This window comes from Polynucleobacter sp. MWH-Loch1C5 (assembly GCF_018881775.1).
GTDB lineage: Bacteria > Pseudomonadota > Gammaproteobacteria > Burkholderiales > Burkholderiaceae > Polynucleobacter.
This window is the reverse complement of the sequence record NZ_JACVPR010000001.1, coordinates 799,123-824,403: the sequence shown is the minus strand read 5'-3', so window position 1 is coordinate 824,403 and position 25,281 is coordinate 799,123. Positions and strand designations below refer to the sequence as shown.

Annotated in this window: 23 protein-coding genes and 1 riboswitch; of the genes, 20 read left to right on the top strand and 3 right to left on the bottom strand. The window is 45.6% G+C overall.

Annotated elements, in window-relative coordinates; all coding sequences use genetic code 11:
* The first annotated feature begins 11 nt into the window (after positions 1 to 11).
* The 20 genes from gyrB (at position 12) to priA (ending at position 20,564) form a co-directional block, all read left to right on the top strand.
* Entirely contained in the window at positions 12 to 2,510 is a 2,499-nt protein-coding gene (gene gyrB, locus ICE94_RS04185) for a DNA topoisomerase (ATP-hydrolyzing) subunit B (RefSeq protein ID WP_216149169.1), read from the top strand.
* On the top strand, positions 2,503 to 2,979 hold the full coding sequence (locus tag ICE94_RS04180) for an SET domain-containing protein (protein WP_216149167.1): 477 nt from the start codon (positions 2,503 to 2,505) through the stop codon (positions 2,977 to 2,979). Before gyrB ends, ICE94_RS04180 begins: the two co-directional genes overlap by 8 nt.
* On the top strand, positions 2,980 to 3,201 hold the full coding sequence (locus ICE94_RS04175) for a DUF3717 domain-containing protein (RefSeq protein WP_216149165.1): 222 nt from the start codon (positions 2,980 to 2,982) through the stop codon (positions 3,199 to 3,201). It begins immediately after the preceding gene.
* Positions 3,198 to 4,832 carry a GMC family oxidoreductase gene (locus ICE94_RS04170; protein WP_370623775.1) on the top strand — a complete coding sequence of 545 codons (1,635 nt, stop codon included), beginning with the start codon at positions 3,198 to 3,200 and terminating at the stop codon, positions 4,830 to 4,832. Before ICE94_RS04175 ends, ICE94_RS04170 begins: the two co-directional genes overlap by 4 nt.
* Positions 4,832 to 5,611 (top strand): TSUP family transporter, encoded by a 780-nt coding sequence (locus ICE94_RS04165; protein ID WP_216149163.1) that lies wholly within the window; start codon positions 4,832 to 4,834, stop codon positions 5,609 to 5,611. Before ICE94_RS04170 ends, ICE94_RS04165 begins: the two co-directional genes overlap by 1 nt.
* 68 nt (positions 5,612 to 5,679) lie before the next feature.
* The gene (gene mnmG, locus ICE94_RS04160) at positions 5,680 to 7,605 is read left to right on the top strand and encodes a tRNA uridine-5-carboxymethylaminomethyl(34) synthesis enzyme MnmG (RefSeq protein ID WP_216149161.1); all 1,926 of its coding nucleotides are present in this window, start codon (positions 5,680 to 5,682) and stop codon (positions 7,603 to 7,605) included.
* Positions 7,602 to 8,300 carry a 16S rRNA (guanine(527)-N(7))-methyltransferase RsmG gene (gene rsmG, locus ICE94_RS04155; protein ID WP_216149159.1) on the top strand — a complete coding sequence of 233 codons (699 nt, stop codon included), beginning with the start codon at positions 7,602 to 7,604 and terminating at the stop codon, positions 8,298 to 8,300. Before mnmG ends, rsmG begins: the two co-directional genes overlap by 4 nt.
* 12 nt (positions 8,301 to 8,312) lie before the next feature.
* A complete protein-coding gene (locus ICE94_RS04150) occupies positions 8,313 to 9,083 on the top strand; it encodes a ParA family protein (protein ID WP_216149157.1) in 771 nt (256 codons plus the stop codon).
* Between the two features lie 4 nt (positions 9,084 to 9,087).
* On the top strand, positions 9,088 to 9,948 hold the full coding sequence (locus ICE94_RS04145; RefSeq protein WP_216149155.1) for a ParB/RepB/Spo0J family partition protein: 861 nt from the start codon (positions 9,088 to 9,090) through the stop codon (positions 9,946 to 9,948).
* Positions 9,949 to 9,966: 18 nt separating this feature from the next.
* The gene (locus tag ICE94_RS04140) at positions 9,967 to 10,524 is read left to right on the top strand and encodes an ATP synthase subunit I (RefSeq protein ID WP_216149154.1); all 558 of its coding nucleotides are present in this window, start codon (positions 9,967 to 9,969) and stop codon (positions 10,522 to 10,524) included.
* Positions 10,525 to 10,550: 26 nt separating this feature from the next.
* Positions 10,551 to 11,417, top strand: a complete 867-nt coding sequence (gene atpB, locus ICE94_RS04135; RefSeq protein ID WP_216149153.1) for a F0F1 ATP synthase subunit A — start codon at positions 10,551 to 10,553, stop codon at positions 11,415 to 11,417.
* A 36-nt stretch (positions 11,418 to 11,453) separates the two neighbouring features.
* Positions 11,454 to 11,720, top strand: a complete 267-nt coding sequence (atpE, locus tag ICE94_RS04130; RefSeq protein ID WP_216149151.1) for a F0F1 ATP synthase subunit C — start codon at positions 11,454 to 11,456, stop codon at positions 11,718 to 11,720.
* Between the two features lie 82 nt (positions 11,721 to 11,802).
* A complete protein-coding gene (locus ICE94_RS04125) occupies positions 11,803 to 12,273 on the top strand; it encodes a F0F1 ATP synthase subunit B (protein ID WP_216149149.1) in 471 nt (156 codons plus the stop codon).
* Between the two features lies 1 nt (position 12,274).
* A complete protein-coding gene (locus ICE94_RS04120) occupies positions 12,275 to 12,808 on the top strand; it encodes a F0F1 ATP synthase subunit delta (protein WP_216149147.1) in 534 nt (177 codons plus the stop codon).
* A gap of 25 nt (positions 12,809 to 12,833) precedes the next feature.
* Positions 12,834 to 14,375 carry a F0F1 ATP synthase subunit alpha gene (gene atpA / locus ICE94_RS04115; protein WP_216149145.1) on the top strand — a complete coding sequence of 514 codons (1,542 nt, stop codon included), beginning with the start codon at positions 12,834 to 12,836 and terminating at the stop codon, positions 14,373 to 14,375.
* Positions 14,376 to 14,392: 17 nt separating this feature from the next.
* The gene (gene atpG, locus ICE94_RS04110; RefSeq protein WP_216149143.1) at positions 14,393 to 15,268 is read left to right on the top strand and encodes a F0F1 ATP synthase subunit gamma; all 876 of its coding nucleotides are present in this window, start codon (positions 14,393 to 14,395) and stop codon (positions 15,266 to 15,268) included.
* A 32-nt stretch (positions 15,269 to 15,300) separates the two neighbouring features.
* Positions 15,301 to 16,704: a F0F1 ATP synthase subunit beta gene (atpD, locus tag ICE94_RS04105; protein ID WP_216149141.1), complete on the top strand. Its 1,404-nt coding sequence runs from the start codon at positions 15,301 to 15,303 to the stop codon at positions 16,702 to 16,704.
* An 18-nt stretch (positions 16,705 to 16,722) separates the two neighbouring features.
* Entirely contained in the window at positions 16,723 to 17,139 is a 417-nt protein-coding gene (locus ICE94_RS04100; RefSeq protein ID WP_216149139.1) for a F0F1 ATP synthase subunit epsilon, read from the top strand.
* A complete protein-coding gene (gene hemE, locus ICE94_RS04095) occupies positions 17,140 to 18,252 on the top strand; it encodes a uroporphyrinogen decarboxylase (RefSeq protein ID WP_216149137.1) in 1,113 nt (370 codons plus the stop codon).
* Positions 18,253 to 18,503: 251 nt separating this feature from the next.
* Positions 18,504 to 20,564 (top strand): primosomal protein N', encoded by a 2,061-nt coding sequence (priA, locus tag ICE94_RS04090; protein ID WP_216149135.1) that lies wholly within the window; start codon positions 18,504 to 18,506, stop codon positions 20,562 to 20,564.
* 14 nt (positions 20,565 to 20,578) lie between these two features.
* Here the strand turns inward: priA and gcvP are convergent, their stop codons facing one another.
* Genes gcvP through gcvT form a run of 3 tightly spaced genes read right to left on the bottom strand, consistent with a single transcriptional unit; the run spans position 20,579 to position 24,993 of the window.
* Entirely contained in the window at positions 20,579 to 23,473 is a 2,895-nt protein-coding gene (gene gcvP / locus ICE94_RS04085; RefSeq protein ID WP_216149133.1) for an aminomethyl-transferring glycine dehydrogenase, read from the bottom strand.
* A 2-nt stretch (positions 23,474 to 23,475) separates the two neighbouring features.
* Positions 23,476 to 23,856: a glycine cleavage system protein GcvH gene (gcvH, locus tag ICE94_RS04080; protein ID WP_216149131.1), complete on the bottom strand. Its 381-nt coding sequence runs from the start codon at positions 23,854 to 23,856 to the stop codon at positions 23,476 to 23,478.
* 12 nt (positions 23,857 to 23,868) lie between these two features.
* Positions 23,869 to 24,993 carry a glycine cleavage system aminomethyltransferase GcvT gene (gene gcvT / locus ICE94_RS04075; protein ID WP_216149129.1) on the bottom strand — a complete coding sequence of 375 codons (1,125 nt, stop codon included), beginning with the start codon at positions 24,991 to 24,993 and terminating at the stop codon, positions 23,869 to 23,871.
* A 117-nt stretch (positions 24,994 to 25,110) separates the two neighbouring features.
* Positions 25,111 to 25,196, bottom strand: a riboswitch (glycine riboswitch).
* Between the last annotated feature and the right edge of the window lie 85 nt (positions 25,197 to 25,281).

The following is a 25,281-nucleotide window of genomic DNA, read 5'->3' as shown; positions in this document are numbered from 1 at the left end:
AAAGACAATCAATGAACGCAGAAGTTAAAACGGCTGAACAACAGTACAGCGCATCCTCAATTCAAATTCTTGAAGGCTTAGAGGCTGTTCGTAAACGCCCTGGGATGTATATCGGTGATACATCTGATGGTACGGGCCTTCATCATTTAGTGTTTGAAGTTCTCGATAACTCAATTGATGAAGCCCTAGCAGGACATTGTTCAGAGATTTTAGTAACAATTCATACAGACAATTCAATTTCAATTATTGATAACGGTCGCGGTATTCCAACGGGTATCAAATTTGATGACAAGCATGATCCAAAGCGAAGTGCTGCTGAGATCGTGATGACTGAATTACATGCAGGTGGTAAGTTTGACCAAAACAGTTACAAAGTATCTGGTGGTCTTCACGGTGTAGGTGTCAGTTGTGTTAATGCATTGTCAAAGTGGTTACGCTTAACCGTGCGTCGTGATGGCAAAGTCCATTTCATGGAGTTTGCTCGTGGTGTTGCTCAAAATAGAGAATTAGTTGAGCAAAATGGCGCCATGACATCACCTATTAGAGTGATTGGTGATACAGATAAGCGTGGTACAGAAGTTCATTTCCTAGCTGACGAAGAAATTTTCGGAAATATTGAATATCACTACGAGATTCTTTCAAAAAGAATTCGCGAACTCTCTTTCTTAAATAACGGTGTCCATATTCGTCTAATTGACCAGCGTTCTGGTAAAGAAGAAGATTTTGCTTTCTCTGGTGGGGTCAAAGGTTTTGTTGAGTACATCAACAAAAATAAATCTGTTTTACATAGCAATATCTTCTATTCATTGGGGGATAAACCATCTGATTTGGGTGGTCAAATTACCGTTGAAGTCGCTATGCAGTGGAATGATGGTTTTAACGAACAAGTCTTGTGCTTTACCAATAACATTCCGCAGCGCGATGGTGGTACCCATTTAACAGGCCTGCGCGCTGCAATGACGAGAGTCATCAATAAATACATTGATGAAGAAGAACTAGCTAAAAAAGCCAAAGTAGAAATCAATGGTGACGATATGCGCGAAGGCTTAACTTGCGTTTTATCTGTCAAAGTACCTGAGCCTAAGTTTTCCAGCCAAACAAAAGACAAATTAGTTTCTAGCGAAGTCAGAGGGCCTGTAGAAGAAGTCGTGGGTGCCGCATTGACTGAGTACCTACAAGAAAACCCACAAGACGCAAAAATCATTTGCGGAAAAATTGTTGAGGCTGCAAGGGCGCGAGAGGCTGCAAGAAAAGCGCGTGAAATGACGCGCAGAAAAGGCTTATTAGATGGCCTAGGCTTGCCTGGTAAATTGGCCGATTGCCAAGAAAAGGATCCCGCTCAATCTGAACTTTTTATTGTCGAGGGCGATTCTGCGGGAGGCTCAGCCAAACAAGGTCGTGATCGAAAATTCCAAGCGATTTTGCCTTTAAAAGGAAAAATCCTTAACGTTGAAAAAGCTCGCTTTGACAAAATGCTAAGTAGCCAAGAAGTAGTTACTTTAATTACTGCTTTGGGCACGGGGATTGGTAAAGAAGAATACAACCCAGATAAGTTGCGCTACCACAGAATCATCATCATGACGGATGCGGACGTGGATGGTAGCCATATTCGTACTCTGTTATTAACGTTCTTCTATCGTCAAATGCCCGAGTTAATTGAAAGAGGGCATATTTACATTGCACAACCGCCTTTGTATAAGGTCAAGCAAGGCAAGCACGAGCAATATATTAAAGACGATACGGCACTGAATGCTTTCTTGTTAAAACAGGCTTTAGAAAATGCCAGCATTGTCCTTGAAAATGGGCAAACGATTGCGGGCGAAGAGTTGCAAAAATTCTCCAATGCTTATCAGACTATTCAAAGCGTTGTTGATCGTTTGTCACGCACCATGGACGAAGAATCCATCCGTGCCATTGCTGCTGGAGTTGAGCTCAGCCTTGATCAAGAGTCTCAAGCTCAAACATCAGCTAATGCACTGAAGACCTATCTGAGTGCGCAGGATGTTCGGGTGGACCCACCAAGCATTACCGTACAAAAAGAAGAGAGAACCGAACGCTATCGTCTTTTAATTTCTAGACGCATCCATGGCAACGTCAAGATTTCTGTGATCGATTCAGATTTTGTACATGGTGCTGATTACGCCGCTTTGGTAGAGGCTTCAAAATTATTGAAGGGCTCTGTGGGTGCCGGTGCAACCGTTCGCCGTGGAGATCCTGATAAAAATACCCGCGAGGCGAAAGTTAAAGACTTTAGAGAAGCCATGGAGTGGCTTTTATCAGAAGCAGAGCGTGGCATTTCAAGACAGCGTTACAAGGGTCTTGGTGAGATGAACCCAGAACAGCTTTGGGAAACAACGATGGACACGAATACCAGAACTTTGTTACGAGTCCAAATTGAAGATGCCATCTTGGCTGACCAAGTGTTCACAACCTTGATGGGTGATGAAGTTGAACCACGCAGAGCCTTCATTGAAGATAACGCACTAATCGCCAGAAATATCGATGTCTAAGAAAAGCAAGAAAAAGGACTGCCTAATTGAAGTTAGGCAGTCTACGGTACATGGTCGGGGTGTATTTGCTAAACAAGACATTCCCAAAGGGACCCAGATTATTGAGTACATTGGTCAAGTGATAGATTGGGATGAGGCTCTCAGGCGTCACCCACACGATCCATCTCAACCTAACCATACCTTTTATTTTGGTCTTGAAGACGGTTGTGTCATCGACGCAAAATATGGTGGCAATGAGGCGATGTGGATCAACCACTCTTGTAAGCCTAATTGCCAAGCGTTAGAAGAAGACGCAAAAAAAGGTACCCGCGTGTTTCTTTACGCGCTAAAAAATATTGCTAAGGGTGATGAGCTCTTTTATGACTACGGTTTAGTGGTCGAAGACAAAATTACAAAAAAAATGAAGAAAGAATATGCGTGCTATTGCGGACATAAAAAATGTCGCGGCACTATGTTGGCAGAGGCATAGATGTTTATTTCTTTACAAGAGCTCGAGGCTGCCATTAACTACTGGCGTAACTTATCTCCTTCACAGGGCGATTGTTTAGAGTTGTGCCAAGAGGCCTCAGCTTTAGCTAAACCATACGCCATGATGATTATTCAAGGTTCTGTACGTTTACCCGTTGATGGCCTCAGCGATAAAGCCAAAGACGCTTATCTGAAGTATTTAAATGCCAAGGATGCATCGTGAGCGAAATACATGAGCAAGACATTGAACTAGATACATACGACTATATAGTTGTCGGCGCTGGTAGCGCAGGCTGCGTATTGGCCAACCGTTTAACTCAAAACAAGAATAATCAGGTTTTATTGATTGATGCGGGTGCTAAAGACGACTATTTGTGGATTCATATTCCGGTGGGCTATTTATATTGCATTAACAATCCGAAAACTGATTGGATGTTTAAAACCAACCCCCAGCCAGGTCTAAACCAACGCAGTTTGATTTACCCTCGTGGCAAAGTGCTTGGTGGCTCATCTTCGATTAATGGCATGATTTATATGCGTGGCCAGGCCCAAGACTATGATGATTGGGCTAAGCTAACTCAAGACAGCTCCTGGAGTTGGCAGTCAGTCTTGCCTTTATTTAAAAAGATGGAGCACTATCATTCAGGCGCCAATGAATATCATGGCGTTAATGGTGAATGGTTGGTCTCTAAGCAACGACTCTCGTGGGATGTCTTAGAAACTTTTAAAAAAGCAGCGATTGAAAATGGTATTCCAGCGGTAGATGACTTTAATCGAGGCAATAATTTCGGTGTTTCATACTTTGATGTCTCGCAAAAAGAAGGGTGGCGTTTAAATGCTGCCAGAGCATTTATAAAGCCGGCAGCGAAACGAGGTAATCTCACCATCATCACGGGCGCATTAGTCGATCGCCTACTGTTTGATGGTGATCGTTGTACGGGTATTGAGTTTCTTGGCGGTAGCCAACGCCACAAGGCCTATGTGAATAATGAGGTGATGCTTTGTGCAGGAGCGATCGGTTCTGTACAAATCTTAGAGCGCTCAGGCATCGGTCAAAAAGACAGACTTGAATCTTTAGGTATAGCGGTTAAGAAAGATTTGCCGGGCGTAGGCGAGAACTTACAAGACCATTTACAAATTCGTTTGGTCTATCAAGTGACTGGTTTGGCCACCCTCAATACCTTAATCCATCGTTGGTGGGGAAAATTATGGATAGGTCTGCAATATTTATTTAAGCGTAGCGGCCCAATGTCGATGGCGCCATCACAGTTGGGTGCGTTTACTAGCACTGAGAAAAATTTTGATCGGCCCAATGTTCAGTATCACGTACAACCACTATCTTTAGAAAAATTTGGCGACCCATTACATCGCTTTAATGCTTTTACAGCAAGCATCGCCAACCTTAGACCAACATCCCGAGGCTCGGTACATATTCGCTCAAAGGATCCTAGTGATGCCCCCTTGATTGATCCTAATTATCTGGCTACAGAAGAAGATCGAAGAGTTGCGGTTGATTCAATTAGGCTCACACGACAAATATTGGCTAGCAAAGCCTTTGAACCGTATCAACCGCAAGAGCTTAAGCCTGGCGTAGATGCTCAAAGCGATAGTGAGATTTTGCGAAAGGTCGGGGATATTGGCACAACAATTTTCCATCCAGTTGGGACATGCAAAATGGGTACAGAAGGCGACCCTACAGCTGTCGTTAACTCGCGCTTGAAAGTGATTGGCTTTGAAAACTTAAGGGTGGTGGATGCAAGCGTCATGCCTACGATCACCTCAGGCAATACCGCCGCGCCCACCATGATGTTTGCCGAAAAAGTAGCGGCCGAAATACTTCAAGAGAACATCTAATGTTTGAGGCGGTTTCCTGGTGGGGCCTGCTTTTTCTGTTGTTGGCGGCATTCTTCGCGGGCTTTGTTGATTCGGTGGCTGGTGGTGGTGGCTTGATACAGGTTCCCGCACTTTTTGCCGCGAGCCCTAGCTCTCATCCGGCCACTCTTTTGGGCACCAACAAATTGGCTTCGGTTGCCGGCACATTAAGTGCCGCTAAAAAGTACCTAAAAACAATTAAATTACCTCATAATGTCTTAATTCCGGCTATCTTGACGGCATTCCTTGGCTCGTTTTTGGGGGCCTGGGTGGTGAAGGGTATGTCGGTGGAGGTGTTTAGGATTTTATTGCCGATCATTCTTTTGGCGCTCTTGATTTACACCTATCGGCAAAAAACTTTGGGGCTGGATCACGCCCCGCTTCATGAACAACGCCATGCGTCTTTGAAGGCTGCGGCACTAGGGGGTGTGGTCGGGTTTTATGATGGTTTTTTTGGCCCGGGTACAGGCAGTTTTTTGTTGATTGGTTTTGTGCGAGTTTTTGGCTTTGACTTTTTACATGCATCAGCATCAGCCAAGTTGGTCAATGCAACCACTAATTTAGCAGCCATACTTTTATTTGGGATCTATGGGCATTTGAATTGGCCATTGGGTTTGGCTATGATGAGCTGTAATTTGCTCGGCAGTTTGGTCGGCGTTTCATATGCGCTCAAACACGGTAATCAGTTCATTAGAAAAGTTTTTTTGCTGGTGGTTGCCGCCCTCATATTAAAAACAGGCTACGACGCTTTGAATATTTAACTGTTTCACGTGAAACAGTTTTGTATCGGAGCGCGCGAGTGATATCATCACGCCCCTAGGGGTAAAAAATGGATTTTCCAGTTAATTTTGACGTTATCGTGATCGGTGGCGGCCATGCCGGCTCTGAGGCTGCTTTGGCCTCTGCGCGCATGGGCGCGAAAACTCTTTTACTGACGCACAGCATAGAAACGCTTGGCGCAATGAGCTGTAACCCATCGATTGGGGGTATTGGGAAGGGCCACCTCGTTAAAGAAATTGATGCCATGGGTGGCGCGATGGCGGCGGTGACCGATAGGGCTGGCATTCAATTTAGAATTTTGAACTCAAGTAAGGGCCCAGCCGTCAGAGCCACCCGTGCCCAAGCCGATCGCGTTTTATATAAAGCGGCGATGCGCCATACTTTGGAAAACCAGACCAATTTGACATTGTTTCAAGCTGCGGTTGATGATTTGATCGTTGAGGGCGACGCTGTTAAGGGTGCCATTACCCAGTTGGGCCTGAAGTTTTATGCTCCCAAAATAGTTTTAACGGCAGGAACCTTTTTGGACGGAAAAATCCACGTCGGTTTAAGTCATTATTCCGCTGGACGCGCCGGTGACCCCGCTGCGGTACGCTTATCCGATAGACTCAAAGAGCTCAAGTTGCCCCAGGGGCGCTTAAAAACAGGCACACCTCCTCGAATCGATGGTCGAACTATTGATTTTTCTGTCATGCAAAAACAGCCGGGCGATTTAGACCCGGTTCCAGTGTTTTCTTACTTAGGACGCCCAGAGCACCATCCTAAACAGGTGCCTTGCTGGATTACGCATACAAACAATAAGACCCATGACATTATTCGTGGTGGCTTAGACCGCTCGCCAATGTATACCGGTGTGATTGAGGGGGTGGGACCACGGTACTGCCCTTCGATAGAGGACAAAATCCACCGTTTTGCGGACAAAGAGAGCCACCAAATATTTTTGGAGCCAGAGGGCTTAACTACCCATGAGTTTTATCCAAACGGGATTTCTACCAGTTTGCCATTTGATGTTCAGTGGGGGTTGGTCAGAAGTATTCCTGGTTTAGAAAATGCGATGATATTGCGCCCGGGTTATGCGATTGAATACGATTATTTTGACCCGCGCGGTTTACAGGCGACCTTAGAAACCAAAGTGATTCAGGGTCTGTATTTTGCGGGCCAGATCAATGGCACAACAGGTTATGAAGAGGCTGCTGCCCAAGGCTTGCTGGCAGGCATTAATGCTGCTTTAGCGGCTCAGCAAAAAGAAGCCTGGTATCCCAAGCGCGATGAGGCTTATTTGGGTGTTTTGGTGGATGATTTGATTACCAAAGGCGTTCAGGAGCCTTATCGCATGTTTACTAGTCGCGCAGAGTATCGCTTAAGTTTGCGTGAAGATAATGCCGATAGCCGTTTGACAGAAATCGGGCGTCGCCTAGGCCTGGTCGATGATGAGCGCTGGGATTTTTACTGCCGCAAGCGCGATTCTGTTTCACGTGAAACAGAGCGTTTAAAAACAACCTGGGTATCCCCAAGAAACTTACCCAAGGAAGAGGCGGCTGCTTTGTTGGGTCAAGAAATTACCCATGAATATTCCTTGGCTGACTTGATACGTCGCCCAGAAATGAGTTATCAAGCTTTGATGGCGGCATTTAATGGCCGCTGGCAAGCGGAAAAGCCTTTGGACCGAGATTTGATCTTGGCTGATCAAGTAGCCGAGCAGGTAGAGATTGGTATTAAATACCAAGGCTATATTGATCGCCAGGCTACTGAAATTGCTCGACAAGCCTATTATGAGGAGCTTCAGTTGCCCAAGGACCTAGATTATGGCCTGGTAACCGGTCTATCTAAAGAGGTGCAGCAGAAATTAAACAAACATCGCCCCATGACTTTGGGTCAGGCGTCTAGGGTTTCGGGCATTACGCCTGCCGCCATTTCTCTTTTATTGATTCACCTGAAAAAGGGTTTGGGTCGCAAACCCATGGTGAAGCAATGATGGCTCTTGAGTCCCAGCTAAAAAACCAACTCAAACATGGCCTTCAGGAGCTGGGAATCGATTTGTCTGAGGTGTCTCAGCAGGCTTTGATTACCTATCTGTCAGAGTTTCAGCGCTGGAATAAAACACATAATTTGTCAGCTATTCAAGAAAGCGAAGAGTCTTTGAAGCTCCATATTTTGGATTCATTGGCAGTTTTGCCTACTCTGGATGCTTTTTATTTTGATCAAACAGATGTGACGCTGGGTGATTTGGGGACTGGAGGAGGCTTGCCTGGTATTCCTCTGGCGATTTGTCGTCCTCAATGGAGTTTTGTTTTGGTCGATGCGGTGCAAAAGAAAACTACCTTTTTAGAAATGATCGTCGCGAAACTTAAGTTAAGCAATGTACAGGTCATTCATGGACGTATTGAGCAGCTCAGCAAAGACTTTCCTGGAACTTTAAGCACATGTATTTCAAGGGCTTTTTCTGACTTGGGGCAATTTATTGCCCTAGCGCAACCGCTTTGTCAGCCGGGATCTCCGTTGTGGGCAATGAAGGCGAAGGTGCCCCAAGAGGATTTAAATTCCATCCCGGAAGCTTGGGCCATTGATCAAGATGTGCCTCTAAAAATACCCGGATTAGATGCTCAAAGACGCTTATTGCGGCTGGTAGACATGCGACAATCTCATTCCCCGAAAACAATAACTCAATAATAGATATAACTTATGGCAAAAATTTTTTGCGTAGCGAACCAAAAGGGTGGTGTGGGAAAAACGACCACCACAGTCAATTTGGCCGCAGGTTTAGCAGCGCTTAAGCAGCGCGTCCTAGTCATCGATCTAGATCCTCAAGGAAATGCCACTATGGGTTCTGGGATAGATAAGATGCAATTGGAGGCCTCTGTTTATCAAGTTTTATTGGGTGAAACGAGTGTTTTAGAGGCAAAAATTCGTTCTGAATCAGGGGCTTACGATGTCTTGCCAGCCAATCGGGAGTTGGCTGGAGCCGAGGTCGAGTTGGTTGACTTAGAGCAACGGGAAAAACGTTTGCAGCTTGCTTTAGATCCTGTGCAAGATCGGTACGATTTTGTTCTGATTGATTGTCCGCCCGCTCTGTCTTTGTTGACCTTGAATGGTTTATGCGCGGCTAATGGGGTGATTGTGCCGATGCAATGCGAGTATTTTGCGCTAGAGGGTTTGTCTGATCTGGTCAATACCATTAAGCAAGTTCACGCCAATCTCAATCCCGATTTGACGATTATTGGTTTGTTGAGAGTGATGTTTGACGCGCGCGTTACTTTGCAGCAGCAGGTGTCTGACCAATTGATGGCGCACTTTGGAGACAAAGTTTTTAGCACCATTATTCCTAGAAATGTTCGCTTGGCTGAGGCGCCGTCCTATGGCATGCCAGGCGTTATTTTTGATAAATCATCAAGAGGTGCTCAGGCCTATATTCAATTTGGCGCTGAGATGATTCAACGTATTCAAAAGATGTGAAATTATGAATAAGAAAAAAGGTTTAGGTCGTGGTTTAGAAGCGCTTCTCGGCGCCTCGGAGCAGGCAAGTACTGGTGGTGATGGCATGATGCAACTAGCCGTTACTCAATTAAAGGCGGGCAAGTATCAGCCCCGCAAAACCATGGCTGACGAGGGCCTTGATGAGCTAGCCAATAGCATACGTGAGCAAGGCATTATGCAACCCCTATTGGTTCGAGAGCTTACGGCCGGGCAGTACGAAATTATTGCTGGTGAAAGACGCTTTAGAGCCGCGCAAAAGGCGGGCTTAAAAAAAGTTCCGGTCTTAATTAAGAAGGTAGACGATAAGACTGCCGCTGCTATGGCGCTGATTGAGAACATGCAGCGTGAGGATTTAAATCCTATTGAAGAATCTCAGGGCTTAGCTAGACTCATTGAGGAGTTTTCTTATACGCATGAGCAAGCCGCTCAAGTGGTTGGTAAATCAAGAAGCGCGGTTTCTAATTTGTTGCGACTCAATCAATTACCTAAAGGAGTGCAACAGATGCTCGCCAAGGGCGAGCTAGATATGGGTCATGCGCGAGCACTCTTGGCATTACCAGCGAATTTACAGCTACTGCATGCACAAAAAGTGCTGGCTCAGGGCTTATCCGTGCGTGAAACAGAAAAAATGGTGACCCAGGCCACCCTAAAAAACAACGCTAAACCGACCAAGTTGAAGAGCAAGCAGTCTGACCCTGATATTTTGAGCCTGCAGGAAAAACTCTCAGATCAGTTTAATTTGAATGTACAAATTAAAACGAAGGGTCGTGGCGGCGAGATTTCAATCAAGTTCACCCAGTTTGATGAGCTAGACCCTCTCTTTAAGAAATTGGGTCTGGCATAAACGAAGTGTGAATTTTTTATGAATTACATTGACCCTAGTAGTCCAGATTCGGTAAAATCTCGGGGCTTTGTAAGTGGTAGTCATCAAAAACCAAAATTGTCAGATCAATCTTGGGATGACCCCTCTGAAGATCTTGTAGACGAGATTAAACCGTATACGAGAGCTGAGCTAGAAGCCAAGCTGGGCAAACAAATATTGCGCCCAAGCGCCATTACGGTGAAAAGGCTTCTTTTGCTGCAGATGGGGGTCACGTTGATATCCGTTATTGCATGGTCAGCGATCGGTAAGCCGTTTGCGCTAGACTCTGCGGCCATATCAGCATTTTTTGGTGGGTTGGCAGCGTTTTTGCCAGCGGCCTTGTTCGCGATGCGCGCACAGTTGATTACTAAAAAAGCAGGTGGATCAGGAGCGGCAATATTTGCGCTGGTCACGGGAGAGTTGTTAAAGATTATTGCGACAGTGGCAATCTTTATTTCAGCCGTACTTTTGTATGCTGACTTGAAATGGTTGCCAATGTTATTGACCTATGTGCTGGCACTTAAATGTTATTTGCTGGTCTGGGTTGTGCGAAAGTGAATTTAGGATTAAAGGAAACTTAAACAATGGCAACTGAAGCAGCAGGCGTTGCGAAGCCCTTAACGCCCACCGAATATATTGCTGAGCATCTCCAAAATTTGAACACTTTGGGTGGTAAGCAGGAATCCATCGTTGATTTCACAGTTGTTAACTTAGACACCGTATTCTGGTCATTGATGATGGGTTTGATTGTGGTGGGCTTTTTATTGCTCGCCGCACGTCGCGTGACTGCAGGTGTTCCAGGTCGTTTCCAGGCTTTAATTGAAATGCTCGTTGAGATGGTGGAAACACAGTCCAAGAGTATTGTGCATGGTGACCGCACATTTATCGCTCCATTAGCCTTGTTTGTGTTCTGCTGGATTGTTTTGCTCAATACGCTTGACTTGGTTCCGGTAGATTGGGTGCATGGCGTTAATGGTTTCTTGGGCCTATTCCATATGCACGTGCCACACCACAAGTTAGTACCAACCACTGACTTGAACGGCACATTAGGTTTATCAATGTCTGTTTTAGTTTTGATGATTTTTTACAGCTTCAAAGCTAAGGGTGCGGGCGGTTTTGTGCACGAGTTGTTGTCAGCCCCATTTGGTGCAAAGTGGTACTTAGCACCATTTAACCTCGTCTTAAACATTATTGAATTTATTGCTAAAGCAGTTTCATTGGGTATGCGACTGTTTGGCAACATGTATGCAGGCGAATTGGTTTTCTTGCTAATCGCTCTGTTAGGCGGCATCTGGCATTTTGGTGTCGATCTTTCGTTCTTGGGTTTTGTTGGCCACGTGATAGCCGGCTCAGCCTGGGCGATTTTCCATATTTTGGTGATTTTGTTGCAAGCCTTCATCTTCATGATGTTGACTTTGGTTTATATCGGCCAAGCACATAGTCACCACTGATTTTTTTATTAACTGTTTTTTTACTTAGGAGTCAACATGCAAGCTTTTCTCGCTAACATTCAAGGTCTGACAGCAATTGGTATCGGCATCATCATCGGCTTAGGCGCGATCGGTGCTTGTTTGGGTATCGCGTTGATGGGTGGTAAATACATTGAAGCCTGTGCACGTCAGCCAGAGTTGATGGAGCCACTACAAACTAAGATGTTCTTGCTCGCTGGTTTGATCGACGCTGCTTTCTTGATCGGCGTTGGTGTTGCCATGTTGTTTGCTTTCGCAAACCCACTCCTCGCAGTTATCAAGTAATTTTTGATTCTGTTTTTGGGTCGCTGCCAATAGGTGCAGCGCCCGATGAGTGTATGTCAATCGTGACCGAAAGGAACTAGCTGTGAACCTTAACGCAACGTTATTTGCGCAAATGGTCGTTTTCTTCATCCTTTGGTGGGTGGTAGCCAAGTTTGTTTGGCCTCCACTAGTTAAAGCCTTGGATGAGCGTGCTGCCAAAGTCGCTGATGGTTTAGCTGCAGCTGAGCGCGGTAAAGCTGATTTAGAGTTGGCTACCAAGCGTGCTGAGCAAGCATTGTCAGAAGCCCGTAATGAGGGTGCTCAAAGAATTGCTGAAGCTGAAAAGCGTGCTCAGATGTCTGCAGAAGAGATCAAAGCGAACGCACAAGCTGAAGCGGCAAGAATTATTGCCCAAGCCAAATCTGAAGCCGAGCAACAAGTATCAAAAGCAAGAGATACATTGCGCGCTGAAGTGGCTGCTCTAGCTGTCAAGGGTGCTGAGCAAATTTTGCGTCGTGAAATTGATGCAAAAGCTCACGCAGGTTTGTTAGATCAGTTAAAGGCAGAACTGTAATATGGCCGATTTAGCTACTATTGCCCGACCATACGCTGAAGCTCTATTCCGTAGCGCTCAATCTGCAGACCTGTCTGCTTGGGCCGAGCAATTGGCCGAGTTAGCACAGGTGGCTAGTAACCCAGACTTACAGGCCGTGGCTAATAATCCTAAGCTATCAGCAGATGAGCTTGTGCAGATTTTGTTAGGCGCTGTTAAAACTAAGCCCGCGGAAACTGTTAAAAACCTCGTAACGATGGTTGTTCAAAATGGGCGCCTTGCGGCTTTACCCGAAATTGAAAGTCAGTTTGTGACTTTGAAGAACGCCAAAGAGGGTGCTGCTGAAGTGCTAATTAAGAGTGCATTCCCCTTAAGCGGAGAAGAGCTGAATTCATTGTTAGCCAGCTTGAAAAAGCGCTTCGGCAAAGAACTTCGTCCTACAGTTACTGTAGATCCAGAATTAATTGGTGGTGTTTGTGTTCAAGTCGGTGATGAGGTTTTGGATACCTCTGTGAAAGCTCGATTGGCCACCATGCAAGTCGCTCTTAGCGCATAACGAATAAGATCCCAGGAGTAAGCAAATGCAACTCAATCCATCAGAGATCAGTGAACTGATCAAAAATAGAATCAGCGGCGTAGGCGTTGGTGCCGAAGTTCGCAATCAAGGTACAGTGATTTCTGTTACCGACGGTATTTGCCGTGTACATGGCCTTTCAGGCGTGATGCAGGGTGAAATGTTGGAATTCCCAGGCAACACATTTGGTCTTGCTTTGAACTTAGAGCGTGACTCTGTCGGCGCCGTTGTTTTGGGTGAGTACGAGCACATCCGTGAAGGTGATGCAGTTAAATGTACTGGCCGTATTTTGGAAGTACCTGTTGGTCCTGAGCTTTTGGGTCGTGTTGTTAACGCATTGGGTCAGCCGATTGATGGTAAAGGTCCAATCAACGCTAAATTAACAGACGTTATTGAAAAAGTGGCTCCTGGCGTTATTGATCGTCAGTCTGTTAGCCAGCCTGTTCAAACAGGTTTGAAGTCAATTGACTCCATGGTACCGATTGGTCGTGGTCAGCGTGAGTTGATCATTGGTGACCGTCAAACTGGTAAGACAGCTGTTGCGGTTGATGCGATCATCAACCAAAAAGGTAAAGGCATTTATTGCGTATACGTAGCGATTGGTCAAAAAGCATCAACCATTGCTAACGTTGTGCGTAAGCTCGAAGAGCATGGCGCGATGGAGTACACCATCATTGTTGCAGCATCTGCTTCTGAGTCTGCAGCGATGCAGTACTTGTCTGCTTATGCGGGTTGCACAATGGGTGAATACTTCCGTGATCGCGGTGAAGATGCCTTGATTATTTATGATGACTTGACAAAGCAGGCTTGGGCCTACCGTCAGGTATCCCTCTTGTTGCGTCGTCCTCCAGGTCGTGAAGCGTATCCTGGTGACGTGTTCTATCTCCACTCACGTTTGCTCGAGCGCGCTGCTCGTGTTAACCCAGAGTACGTTGAGAAGTTCACGAAGGGTGCCGTTAAAGGTAAAACAGGTTCATTGACAGCCTTGCCAGTGATTGAAACTCAAGCAGGTGACGTTTCTGCATTCGTTCCAACCAACGTGATTTCTATTACAGACGGTCAGATCTTCTTGGAAACTGACTTGTTTAACGCCGGTATTCGTCCAGCGATTAACGCGGGTATTTCTGTTTCTCGTGTGGGTGGTGCAGCGCAGACTAAAGTAATTAAGAAGTTGTCAGGTGGTATTCGTACAGACTTAGCTCAGTATCGTGAGTTGGCAGCGTTCGCGCAGTTTGCATCTGATTTGGATGAAGCCACACGTAAGCAGTTGGAGCGTGGTCGCCGTGTGACTGAGTTGTTAAAGCAAGCACAATACGCCCCACAACAAGTATGGCAGTTGGCTGCTTCTTTGTACGCAGCAAACAATGGCTTCATAGATGATATCGATGTGAAGAATGTATTGGCCTTTGAAAAAGGTTTGCATGACCACCTCAAGTCTAAGTATGCAGACTTAGTGGGCCGTATCGAAGACACTAAAGATCTCTCGAAAGAAGACGAAGCCGCATTGCGTGCTGCGATCGAGGACTACAAACGTTCTGCTTCTTTCTAAGGATTTAGGGAGCCAATATGGCCGGTACAAAAGAAATACGAACCAAGATCAAGAGCGTACAAAATACGCGCAAGATCACCAAGGCGATGGAAATGGTCGCCGCATCAAAAATGCGGCGCGCCCAAGAACGCATGAGAAATGCGCGCCCATATTCTGAGAAAGTCAGAAATATTGCGGCTAACTTGGGTAAAGCTAATCCAGAGTATCGCCCTGCGTATATGGTTGAGCGTGAGCTTAAAAAAGCGGGTTTGATTTTGGTAACTACCGATAAAGGTCTGTGCGGTGGTTTGAATACCAATATCTTGCGTGCCTTGACTAATACACTGAAAGATCTCAGCGCACAAAGCGTCGAGGTTTCATGTACAGCAATTGGAACTAAGGGCTTCCAATTTTTGAACCGAATTAAAGCCAAGGTGGTTTCTCAAGTGACTCAATTGGGTGACACGCCGCATTTAGAGAAACTCATTGGTGCAATCAAGGTTCAGTTGGATGCTTATGAAAATGGTGAGGTAGATGCTGTTTATTTGGCATATACCAAGTTTATTAACACCATGAAACAAGAGCCCGTAGTTGAAAAACTATTGCCTTTGTCGAGTGATCGATTAGAGCAAAGTGCAGAAGAAGCCAAAGAATACGGATGGGATTATTTGTACGAGCCAGATCCGCAGTCTGTGGTTGATGAACTGCTTAAGCGTTACGTCGAAGCGTTGATTTATCAGGCCGTTGCAGAGAATATGGCTTCTGAGCAATCTGCGCGTATGGTGGCGATGAAGGCGGCTTCTGATAATGCCAAGAATGTGATTGGTGAGTTGCAGTTGGTCTACAACAAGACACGTCAAGCAGCTATTACCAAAGAGTTGTCGGAGATTGTCGGCGGTGCCGCGGCAGTTTGATAAAGAATTAAATTAGTGATCGGAGAAAAACGATGAGCAACGGAAATATTGTTCAGTGTATTGGAGCGGTGGTTGATATTCAGTTCCCTAGCGAGCAGATGCCACGCGTCTATGATGCCCTGGTATTAGAAGAAAGCAACGAAGCATCATTTGCTGAAAAAGGTTTGACATTCGAAGTGCAGCAGCTTTTGGGTGATGGCGTTGTTCGTACAATCGCCTTGGGCTCTAGCGACGGTTTGCGTCGTGGCATGAAGGTTGCCAATACTGGCAAGCCTATTTCTGTACCAGTAGGCCCAGCAACTTTGGGTCGAATCATGGACGTATTGGGTCGTCCTATTGATGAAGCCGGCCCAATTGGTACAGATGAGCGTCGCGCGATTCACCAAGTGGCACCTAAGTTTGATGAGTTGTCACCATCCGTTGATCTCTTGGAAACAGGTATTAAGGTTATTGACTTAGTTTGTCCGTTTGCTAAGGGCGGTAAAGTGGGTCTCTTCGGTGGTGCCGGTGTGGGCAAGACCGTTAACATGATGGAGTTGATTAACAACATCGCTAAGCAACACTCTGGTTTATCTGTGTTTGCTGGTGTGGGTGAGCGTACTCGTGAGGGTAATGACTTCTACCACGAGATGAAAGAATCAAACGTTCTCGATAAAGTGGCGATGGTTTTCGGTCAGATGAACGAGCCACCAGGTAACCGTTTGCGTGTTGCTTTGACAGGTTTGACCATGGCTGAGCGTTTCCGTGACGAAGGCCGTGATATTTTGTTCTTCGTTGATAACATTTACCGTTACACCTTGGCTGGTACAGAAGTATCTGCTTTGTTGGGCCGTATGCCTTCAGCCGTGGGTTATCAGCCTACACTCGCTGAAGAAATGGGTCGCTTACAAGAGCGTATTACTTCAACGAAGACAGGTTCTATTACATCGATTCAGGCCGTTTACGTTCCTGCCGATGACTTAACAGATCCATCTCCTGCGACTACATTCTTGCACTTAGACTCAACAGTTGTTTTGTCACGTGACATCGCTGCATTGGGTATCTACCCTGCGGTTGATCCATTAGATTCAACAAGCCGTCAGTTAGATCCACAAGTGGTGGGTGAAGAGCACTATGGTGTGGCACGTGCCGTTCAATCAACTTTGCAACGTTATAAAGAGTTGCGTGACATTATTGCGATTTTGGGTATGGATGAATTGTCTCCAGAAGACAAACAAGCCGTTGCTCGCGCTCGTAAGATTCAGCGTTTCTTGTCACAGCCATTCCACGTAGCCGAAGTGTTTACAGGCTCACCTGGTAAGTATGTACCATTAAAAGAAACTATTCGTGGTTTCAAGATGATTGTTAGCGGTGAGTTAGATCACTTACCAGAGCAAGCATTCTATATGGTCGGCGGCATCGACGAAGCGATCGAAAAAGCCAAGAAATTGCAGTAATTCCATTAAGGAACGTACATGTCAAACATCCATGTAGATGTCGTCAGTGCTGAAGAATCGATTTTCGCAGGCGAGGCTAAATTTGTAGCTCTGCCTGGCGAAAGCGGTGAATTAGGCATCCTGCCTGGCCACACACCACTCATTACAAAAATTCGTCCAGGGGCGGTTCGTATTGAAAAAGCCAATGGCGATGAAGAGTTTGTATTCGTGGCGGGCGGTATTTTAGAAGTTCAGCCCAATAAGGTCACTGTACTTGCTGATACCGCTATTCGTGGTCATGATTTGGATGAGGCAAAAGCAAACGAAGCTAAAAAAGCTGCAGAAGAAGCTATGCAGAATCAATCTAGTGAAATTGACTTTGCACGCGCCCAATCTGAGTTTGCAATGGCAGCAGCACAGTTGGCTGCACTTGCTAAATTCCGTCGCAAAAAATAATTGAATCTTCAGAACGATCGATTCATTAAGGCCTGCTTAGGCGAAGCAACAGATCGTACTCCGATCTGGTTAATGCGCCAGGCAGGCCGTTATCTTCCTGAATACAATGCAACGCGTGCCAAAGCGGGTAGCTTTTTAGCGCTTGCAAAAAACCCAACGTTAGCTACAGAAGTTACTCTGCAGCCTTTGGATCGTTATCCATTGGATGCTGCTATTTTGTTTTCTGATATTTTGACGATACCTGATGCGATGGGTTTGGGCCTCAGTTTTGAGGCTGGAGAAGGCCCGCGTTTTAGCAAACCATTACGTACGGAAGCTGATGTTGCTAAGTTGCGAGTCGCAGACTTGAGCCAATTGCAATATGTGTTTGATGCCGTCAGTGAAATTCGACGTGCATTAATACAGGGTTCGTCTCAGCGTGTGCCACTCATCGGATTCTCTGGCAGCCCTTGGACTTTAGCTTGTTATATGGTTGAAGGTTCTGGTTCGGATGATTTCAGAACTACCAAAACAATGTTGTATCAAAGACCTGATCTGATGCAAAAGATTTTGGATGTCAACATCCAGTCAGTGACCGCTTACCTCAATGCGCAAGTTGATGCTGGCGCACAGGCGCTCATGTTATTTGATACATGGGGTGGTTTATTACCAGATGGTTGGTATCAAAAAACATCTTTATTGGCGATGCAAAAAGTCATTGCTGGCCTGCGTCGTGAAAAAGATGGTCAACGAATTCCAATTTTGGTCTTTACCAAGGGCGGCGGTATTTGGTTAAAAGATATCGCACAATGTGGTGCAGATGTGATTGGCTTGGATTGGACTTACTCTTTAGCCAGAGCAAGACAAGAGCTTGTACAAAATAAGGCGACGGTTGCTCTACAGGGGAACTTTGACCCATTGGCCCTATTTGGTACACCTGATCAAATCACCCTCGAGGCTAGACGTATTTTGGATGACCTATCCCAATCACCTGTCATTAAGCCAGGCCTGCACGCATTGGATGGGCATGTGTTTAATTTGGGTCACGGAATCTCTCAATTTACCAATCCAGAGCACGTCACCGCCCTGGTTGAGACTGTCCAAAAGCACTCCCAAATTCTCAGAACTCAGTAGTTACACTAGGTACTTATTCACAAGGTAAGTGCTTGCTCACTTGTCTCGGTTACCGGCCGTATAAGCCTCATGGTAAGAGAAAATACTATTTAAAAACAATAACTTGTATTAATGCTGTTCATTAGACTATAAAATCAAGCCTCGAGACTATATACTGCTAAAGCAAGATATTCTAGGTTTATCCACAAAATTATCCACAAGCAAAAAGCCATTTAATACCAATAAATTTAAGAGATAACTTAAAGTAAAACATGAGCATTGTGGGCTTAAAACCAAATCAGTGGATCGTACAAATTGCCGTTGATCTGCCTCTAAAAAAGCTATTTGATTACCTTTGGGATGAGGCCACCGAGCCTCAAATGGGCCAATTAGTCAGTGTGCCGTTTGGAACACGCAGACTACCTGGGATAGTCATAGCCAAGGCCAAGCTTAGCGACTATCCAATAGAAAAATTAAAAAAAGTAGAGGCTGTAGCTCCACTCACTTGTTTGGGTCCTGAGCTCATCAGATTGGCTGAGTTTGCCAGTCAATATTATTTAAAAAGTTTAGGTGAAGTGCTTTTGCCGATGCTACCGGCGATGGTCAAAGATCATCGACGTTGGGAAAAAGGATTTGTGGAGCGAAAACAAAAAAAAGAGGCAACAACAAAGCCTGAGAATATTTCACCATTTGTAATGCCATTGAATGAAGAACAAAAGGTGGTGCTCAATCAGCTTTTATCGGCTGGCCCTAAGACACATTTACTCTATGGTGTCACAGGAGGAGGTAAAACTTTGGTTTACCTTCACTGGATTCGGGAGTTATTAAGTCAGCACCCTCGCTCACAAGTATTGGTGATGGTGCCAGAAATCAATTTGACACCACAATTAGAAAACTTATTTCAGCAGGCATTCCCACAAGAGAGCATCGTGGTACTCAATAGCGCACTCAGCGAAGTTCAGCGTGGCCAAGCTTGGTTAAAGGCCCATAGGGCTCAAGCAAGAATAATCTTGGGAACTCGACTCTCGGTGAGTGTTTCAGCCCCGCATCTGCGAGCCATCATTATCGATGAGGAGCACGATACATCCTATAAGCAACAAGAAGGCGTTCGTTATTCGGCGCGAGATTTGGCTATTTGGCGTGCCAATGATTTGAAGATACCGATTCTCTTAGGATCGGCTACGCCTTCCCTAGAAAGTTGGAACAATGCCAAACAAGGCCGTTTTGAATTGCTAACCATTCGCCATAAGGCCGTGCCTGAGGCAATCCAAGCACATGTAGAAATTATTCAACCAGAAAAGACAAAAAGAGTAATTTCTAATCCTGTACCTGATCATGCGCTAGAACAAATTCGTAAGACCTTAGATCAAGGCTTACAGACTTTGATACTGATTAACCGTCGGGGCTATGCGCCCGTATTGACTTGCCATAGTTGTTCTTGGATTTCAAACTGTGATGCTTGTAGTTCCAAGATGGTCATACACAAGCTAAAGAACAGAAATGTTTTGTGTTGCCATCACTGCGGTTTACAAAAAGCTATACCGAGAGCATGTCCAGACTGTGGCAATTTAGATTTGTCAGATCTGGGAAGTGGTACGCAAAAAATTGAAGAAACCTTAGAGGAAGTATTTAAGGACCGCAAGCTCATCAGAATTGATGCGGACACCACCAGATTAAAGGGTTCGGCGGAGGAGCTATTTAATAAAGTTCACGACGGTAGTGCAGAGATCATTGTGGGTACCCAGATGATTAGTAAGGGCCATGACTTTAAAAGAGTGGGGCTGGTGCTGATTTTAAATTGTGACGCCGCCTTGTATACCCAAGACTTTCGCGCGCCTGAACGTTTGTTTTCTCAAATTGCTCAAGTGTCGGGTCGCGCAGGCAGAACTAATTTGGGGACTCAAGCAAAAATTTTGATTGTGAGCCAGTTTCCGCAAGATACCGTTTATCAGTACGCACAGCAATTGGACGTAGAAGGTTTCCTCAATCATTTATTAGAGGAAAGGCAGGCTTTAGGTTTGCCGCCTACTTGTTATCAGGCGCTTATTCATGCGGAGCATAAAAGCTACGATAGAGCCGCCGAGTTGTTACAAGAGGCTGCACATGAAGCGCAACAACAAAGGACCTGGCCTAGAGATTTGACTTTGGGTGATGTGGTGCCGCGTGTCATGATGAAAATCGCAGGCAAAGAGCGAGCACAGCTATTGCTTGAGGCAAAAAGTCGACCAGCAATGCAGCAGGCCTTAAATATTTTGGATACTTGTTTACAAAATCAATCGAACCATAAAAAAGGGGTCGCTTACTACATCGATCGCGACCCCTTGCATATCTAAAATTAAATAGACATTTATTGTTCGGCGTACTCCGCAATAGGCACACAACTACAGAATAAATTGCGGTCGCCGTATACGTTATCAGCGCGACCCACGGGTGGCCAATACTTAACACGACGTAAGCGAGACACCGGGTAGGCCGCAACCTCTCTGGAATACGAGTGTTTCCACTCATCAGCCAATACAACCGCAGCGGTATGGGGCGCATTCTTCAGTGGATTATCATCCTTGTCGAATTCACCTTTGGCCACTTTTTTAATCTCTTCACCGATAGTAATCATGGCCTCAATGAAACGATCTAATTCATACTTAGATTCACTTTCGGTGGGCTCAATCATGAGTGTGCCAGGTACAGGGAAGCTCATGGTTGGGGCGTGGAAACCGAAGTCCATGAGTCGCTTAGCCACATCTTCATTGGAGATACCAGTCGCTTTTTGAATGCCGCGTAAATCCAAAATACATTCGTGAGCGACTAGACCTTGATTACCTTTATAAAGAACTGGATAGTAAGCATCTAATTTCTTTGCAATATAGTTGGCATTCAAGATCGCTGTTTCAGTTGCATTTTGTAGGCCTTCAGCGCCCATCATTGCCACATACATCCAAGAAATCGGTAGTATGGAGGCTGAGCCAAATGGCGCAGCACTAATACGCATCCAATCTAAATCTTGATGTTTATCAGCTGTGCCTGCAGTGTAAGAACATGGCAAGAAGGGCGCCAAATGAGACTTAACCGCTACAGGCCCTACGCCTGGCCCACCGCCACCATGGGGAATACAGAATGTTTTATGAAGATTGAGGTGGCTAACATCACCGCCAAAATGACCCGGTGCGGCTGTGCCAACTAAAGCATTCATATTGGCACCATCGATATATACCTGTCCGCCATGTGCATGAATGATTTCACAGAGTTCTTGAACTCCTGATTCAAAAACACCATGAGTACTTGGATAAGTAATCATGATGGCAGCCAAGTTCTTAGAATGCTCTTCGGCTTTCAATTTAAGGTCAGCTAAATCAACGTTGCCGTCTGTATCGCAATTGACCACCACGACTTGCATACCAGCCATTTGTGCAGAGGCTGGATTGGTGCCATGTGCTGATGATGGGATCAGGCAGATATTGCGATGGCCTTCACCACGAGATTCGTGATACGCCTGAATCACTAATAGTCCTGCGTATTCCCCTTGAGAGCCGGCATTAGGCTGTAGAGAAATCGCATCATAGCCCGTCGCAGCGCACATCATCTTCTCAGTTTGAGAAATTAATTCCGCATATCCTTGCCATTGCTCTTCAGGGGCGAATGGATGAATGTTTGAAAACTCTGGCCAAGTGACAGGAATCATTTCACTTGTGGCATTGAGTTTCATTGTGCATGAACCCAAAGGAATCATGGTGCGATCTAAAGCCAGATCTTTATCCGCTAGCTGTCTGAGATAACGCAGCATTTCATGCTCGGCATGATATTTGTGGAAAGTCGGATGGCTCAAATAATCGGATTCACGAACTAAGCTGGATGAAAATGACAAGGCACAGTTCTGATCAAGCCTATCGATATCTAAGGTACCCTTACCACCAAATACTTGCCAGAGAGTTTGTAAATCATGGCGCGAAGTTGTTTCGTCAAATGACACACCTACATGGTGATGGTCGATAGCACGAACATTAAGCTCGGATTTTCTTGCTGCAGCATGAATTTTTTCTGCATCCGCCACTTGAATCGTCAGGGTATCGAACCAAGACTGATTGACGATAGTTAGATTGAGTTCTTTGAGTGCCTTGGCAAAAATGCTGGTTAAGCGATGTGTCCGTAAGGCAATCTTTTTTAAGCCCACAGGACCATGATAGGCAGCATACATGCCTGCCATAACGGCGAGCAATACTTGAGCAGTACAAATATTAGATGTCGCTTTTTCGCGACGAATATGTTGTTCGCGAGTTTGCAGCGCTAAACGATAAGCCGGGTTACCTTGTGCATCAATAGTGACGCCCACTAAGCGTCCAGGCATGCTTCGTTTTAGCGCATCTTTTGTCGCGAGATAGCCGGCTGATGGACCGCCAAAGCCCATAGGAACACCGAAGCGCTGGGCACTGCCAACGGCCACATCGGCACCCCATTCGCCAGGTGGCGTGAGTACAGTGAGAGCTAATAAATCTGCTGCAGCAATCATGATTGCACCGCGTGCATGTAATGCGTCGGCAATAGCTTGATAATGGGCTCGCTCAAATAGGTTGCCATTAGCACCGGGGTACTGAACTAAAGCTGCGAAACAATCACACTCTTTTGCCTGCTCCATAGGGCCAACCAGGATTTCTATACCCAGTGGCTTTGCGCGTGTTTTGATTACAGCTAATGTCTGTGGAAACACATTTTCATCGACAAAGAATGTCTTGGCTTCAGATTTACAGGTGCGAAGTGCCAATGTCATGGCTTCGGCAGCGGCTGTTCCTTCGTCTAGCATAGAAGCGTTGGCAATATCCATGCCTGTTAAGTCAATTAACATTTGCTGGAAATTGATAATCGCCTCAAGGCGCCCTTGTGAAATTTCAGGCTGATAAGGTGTGTAAGCGGTGTACCAGGCCGGGTTTTCTAGAATGTTACGCAATATAACTTTCGGTGTGTGCGTACCGTAGTAGCCCTGGCCGATGAATGAACGAAATACCTTATTCTTTTTTGCAACGCCCTTTAAAAAATCAAGAGCATCTACCTCACTTTTTGCCCTTGAAAAGCCTTCCAACGGCAAAGTATCTTTACGACGAATACCGCTAGGTACTACCGCATCAATGAGCGCTGTGCGATCTTTAAAGCCTAAGAATTGACATAGTGCAGCTTCATCATCTTTAGAGATGGCAATGTGTCGCTCAATAAATTCGCGACTGTTTTCAAGTTCAGAAAGTGAGAGTTTCATGCTTAAGCACCAATTAGTTTTCCATAAGCTGCAGCGTTCAATAGAGACTCAACATCCGCAGGGTTATTCGGCTTTATTTTGAACAGCCAGCTGCCATAGGCATCGCTGTTTACTTGTTCGGGTGTGCTAGTGACATCATTGTTACTAGCAATAATTTCTCCAGCCACAGGTGCATAGATATCACTAGCGGCTTTGACAGATTCAACTACAGCACAAGCATCTCCCGCGCCGAGTTTTTTACCGCTTTCAGGCAGTTCTAAAAAAACGATATCGCCCAACGCTTCCTGGGCGTGATCAGTAATACCAACCGTGATGGTGCCATCAGCTTCAGCACGTACCCACTCGTGGGATTCTGTATAACGTAGTTCTTGAGGTAGGTTCATTTTTTCTCCAAGTTAAACAAGTACTTTGCCATGTCTGACAAAAGGGGGTTTGACCACAGTAGCGCTAAGTTCCTTATCTCTAATCACAACTTTGACTGAGTCGTTGACTTGAATGCCAACCGGTAACTTTGCTAAAGCAATGGATTGCTGCATGCTGGGGCTGTAGGTGCCACTCGTGATTTCGCCATCGCCTAATGAGGTTTTCACCACTTGATGTGATCTTAAAACGCCCTTGTCTTGCAGCACGAGGCCTAAGAAAACATATTGTTGTGGTGAGCTCATGAGAGCATGCTTACCAATAAAGTCACGTGCACTTTTAAGATCGAGCGTCCAGCTCAGGCCAACGTCTTTCGGGCTCGTTTGTTCGTTCATATCTTGGCCATATAAATTCATACCGGCTTCAAGCCTTAAAGTGTCACGTGCGCCAAGACCTGCAGGTCGAGCACCAGCTTTTAATAGAGCATTCCAAACAGCTACAGTAGATTGAATCGGTATTAATAATTCTGCGCCATCTTCGCCGGTATAGCCCGTACGACCAATCATGATTTCGCCAAAAGAGGTATTTACTTTTTCGGCAAAGAAAACTTTAAGCGTCTGGCAGGCCTGATTCAGTTCAGGAATTGTTTTACCAATCAGGGCGAGTGCTTGAGGTCCTTGAACTGCGATCATCCCGCAAGAGTCTTGTGCACCTAGTAAGTCAGGTCTGCGTGGAACCAACTGCGTGCCAGGAAACTTGTTAGCAACGGTCTGAAGATGCATCAGATCATTGGCGGCCGTTGAGGCATTGATGACTAAACGATAACTCTTACCAAAACGATAAACAATCAAATCGTCAATCACGCCCCCGCTCTCGTTGAGCATGCAGCTATACAGGGCTTGCCCATCTGCGAGCTTATTTATATTGTTAGCGAGCGCGTACTCTAAGAAAGAGTTGGCATTTTCTCCAAGCACATCAACAGCTGCCATATGAGAAACATCAAACATGCCACAGTGTTGACGAGTTGCTAGATGCTCTTCAATTTGTGAGCCGTAGTTAACAGGCATTTCCCAGCCGCCAAAATCTACCAAGCGAGCTTGTAGTTCTTCGTGAGCTGGAAATAGAATGGTGCGTTTTAGCTGGCTAGGGGCGACAGACATCTCTTCCTTATATGGAAAAAGCCCCCCTGTCCTGTTACCTGAGAGATTGAGTTACTCAAACCCATTTGAATAACTTTAGCCCCTTCGGTGTGCAACTCAATGCAACTCTCCAGAGTTTTGATATCTACGGTCCTTTTGCCTGAGCGTTTTTGGGCTTTGCGCCTTCGGCGTCGGAGTTAACCGAGCTCTCCCGTGTGATGTGAAGATTGTACCTAAGGGCAAAAACATTCACAAAAGATATTTTTATGCCCCAAATTGCACCAATATAGTGCAATAAGCACCTATTCT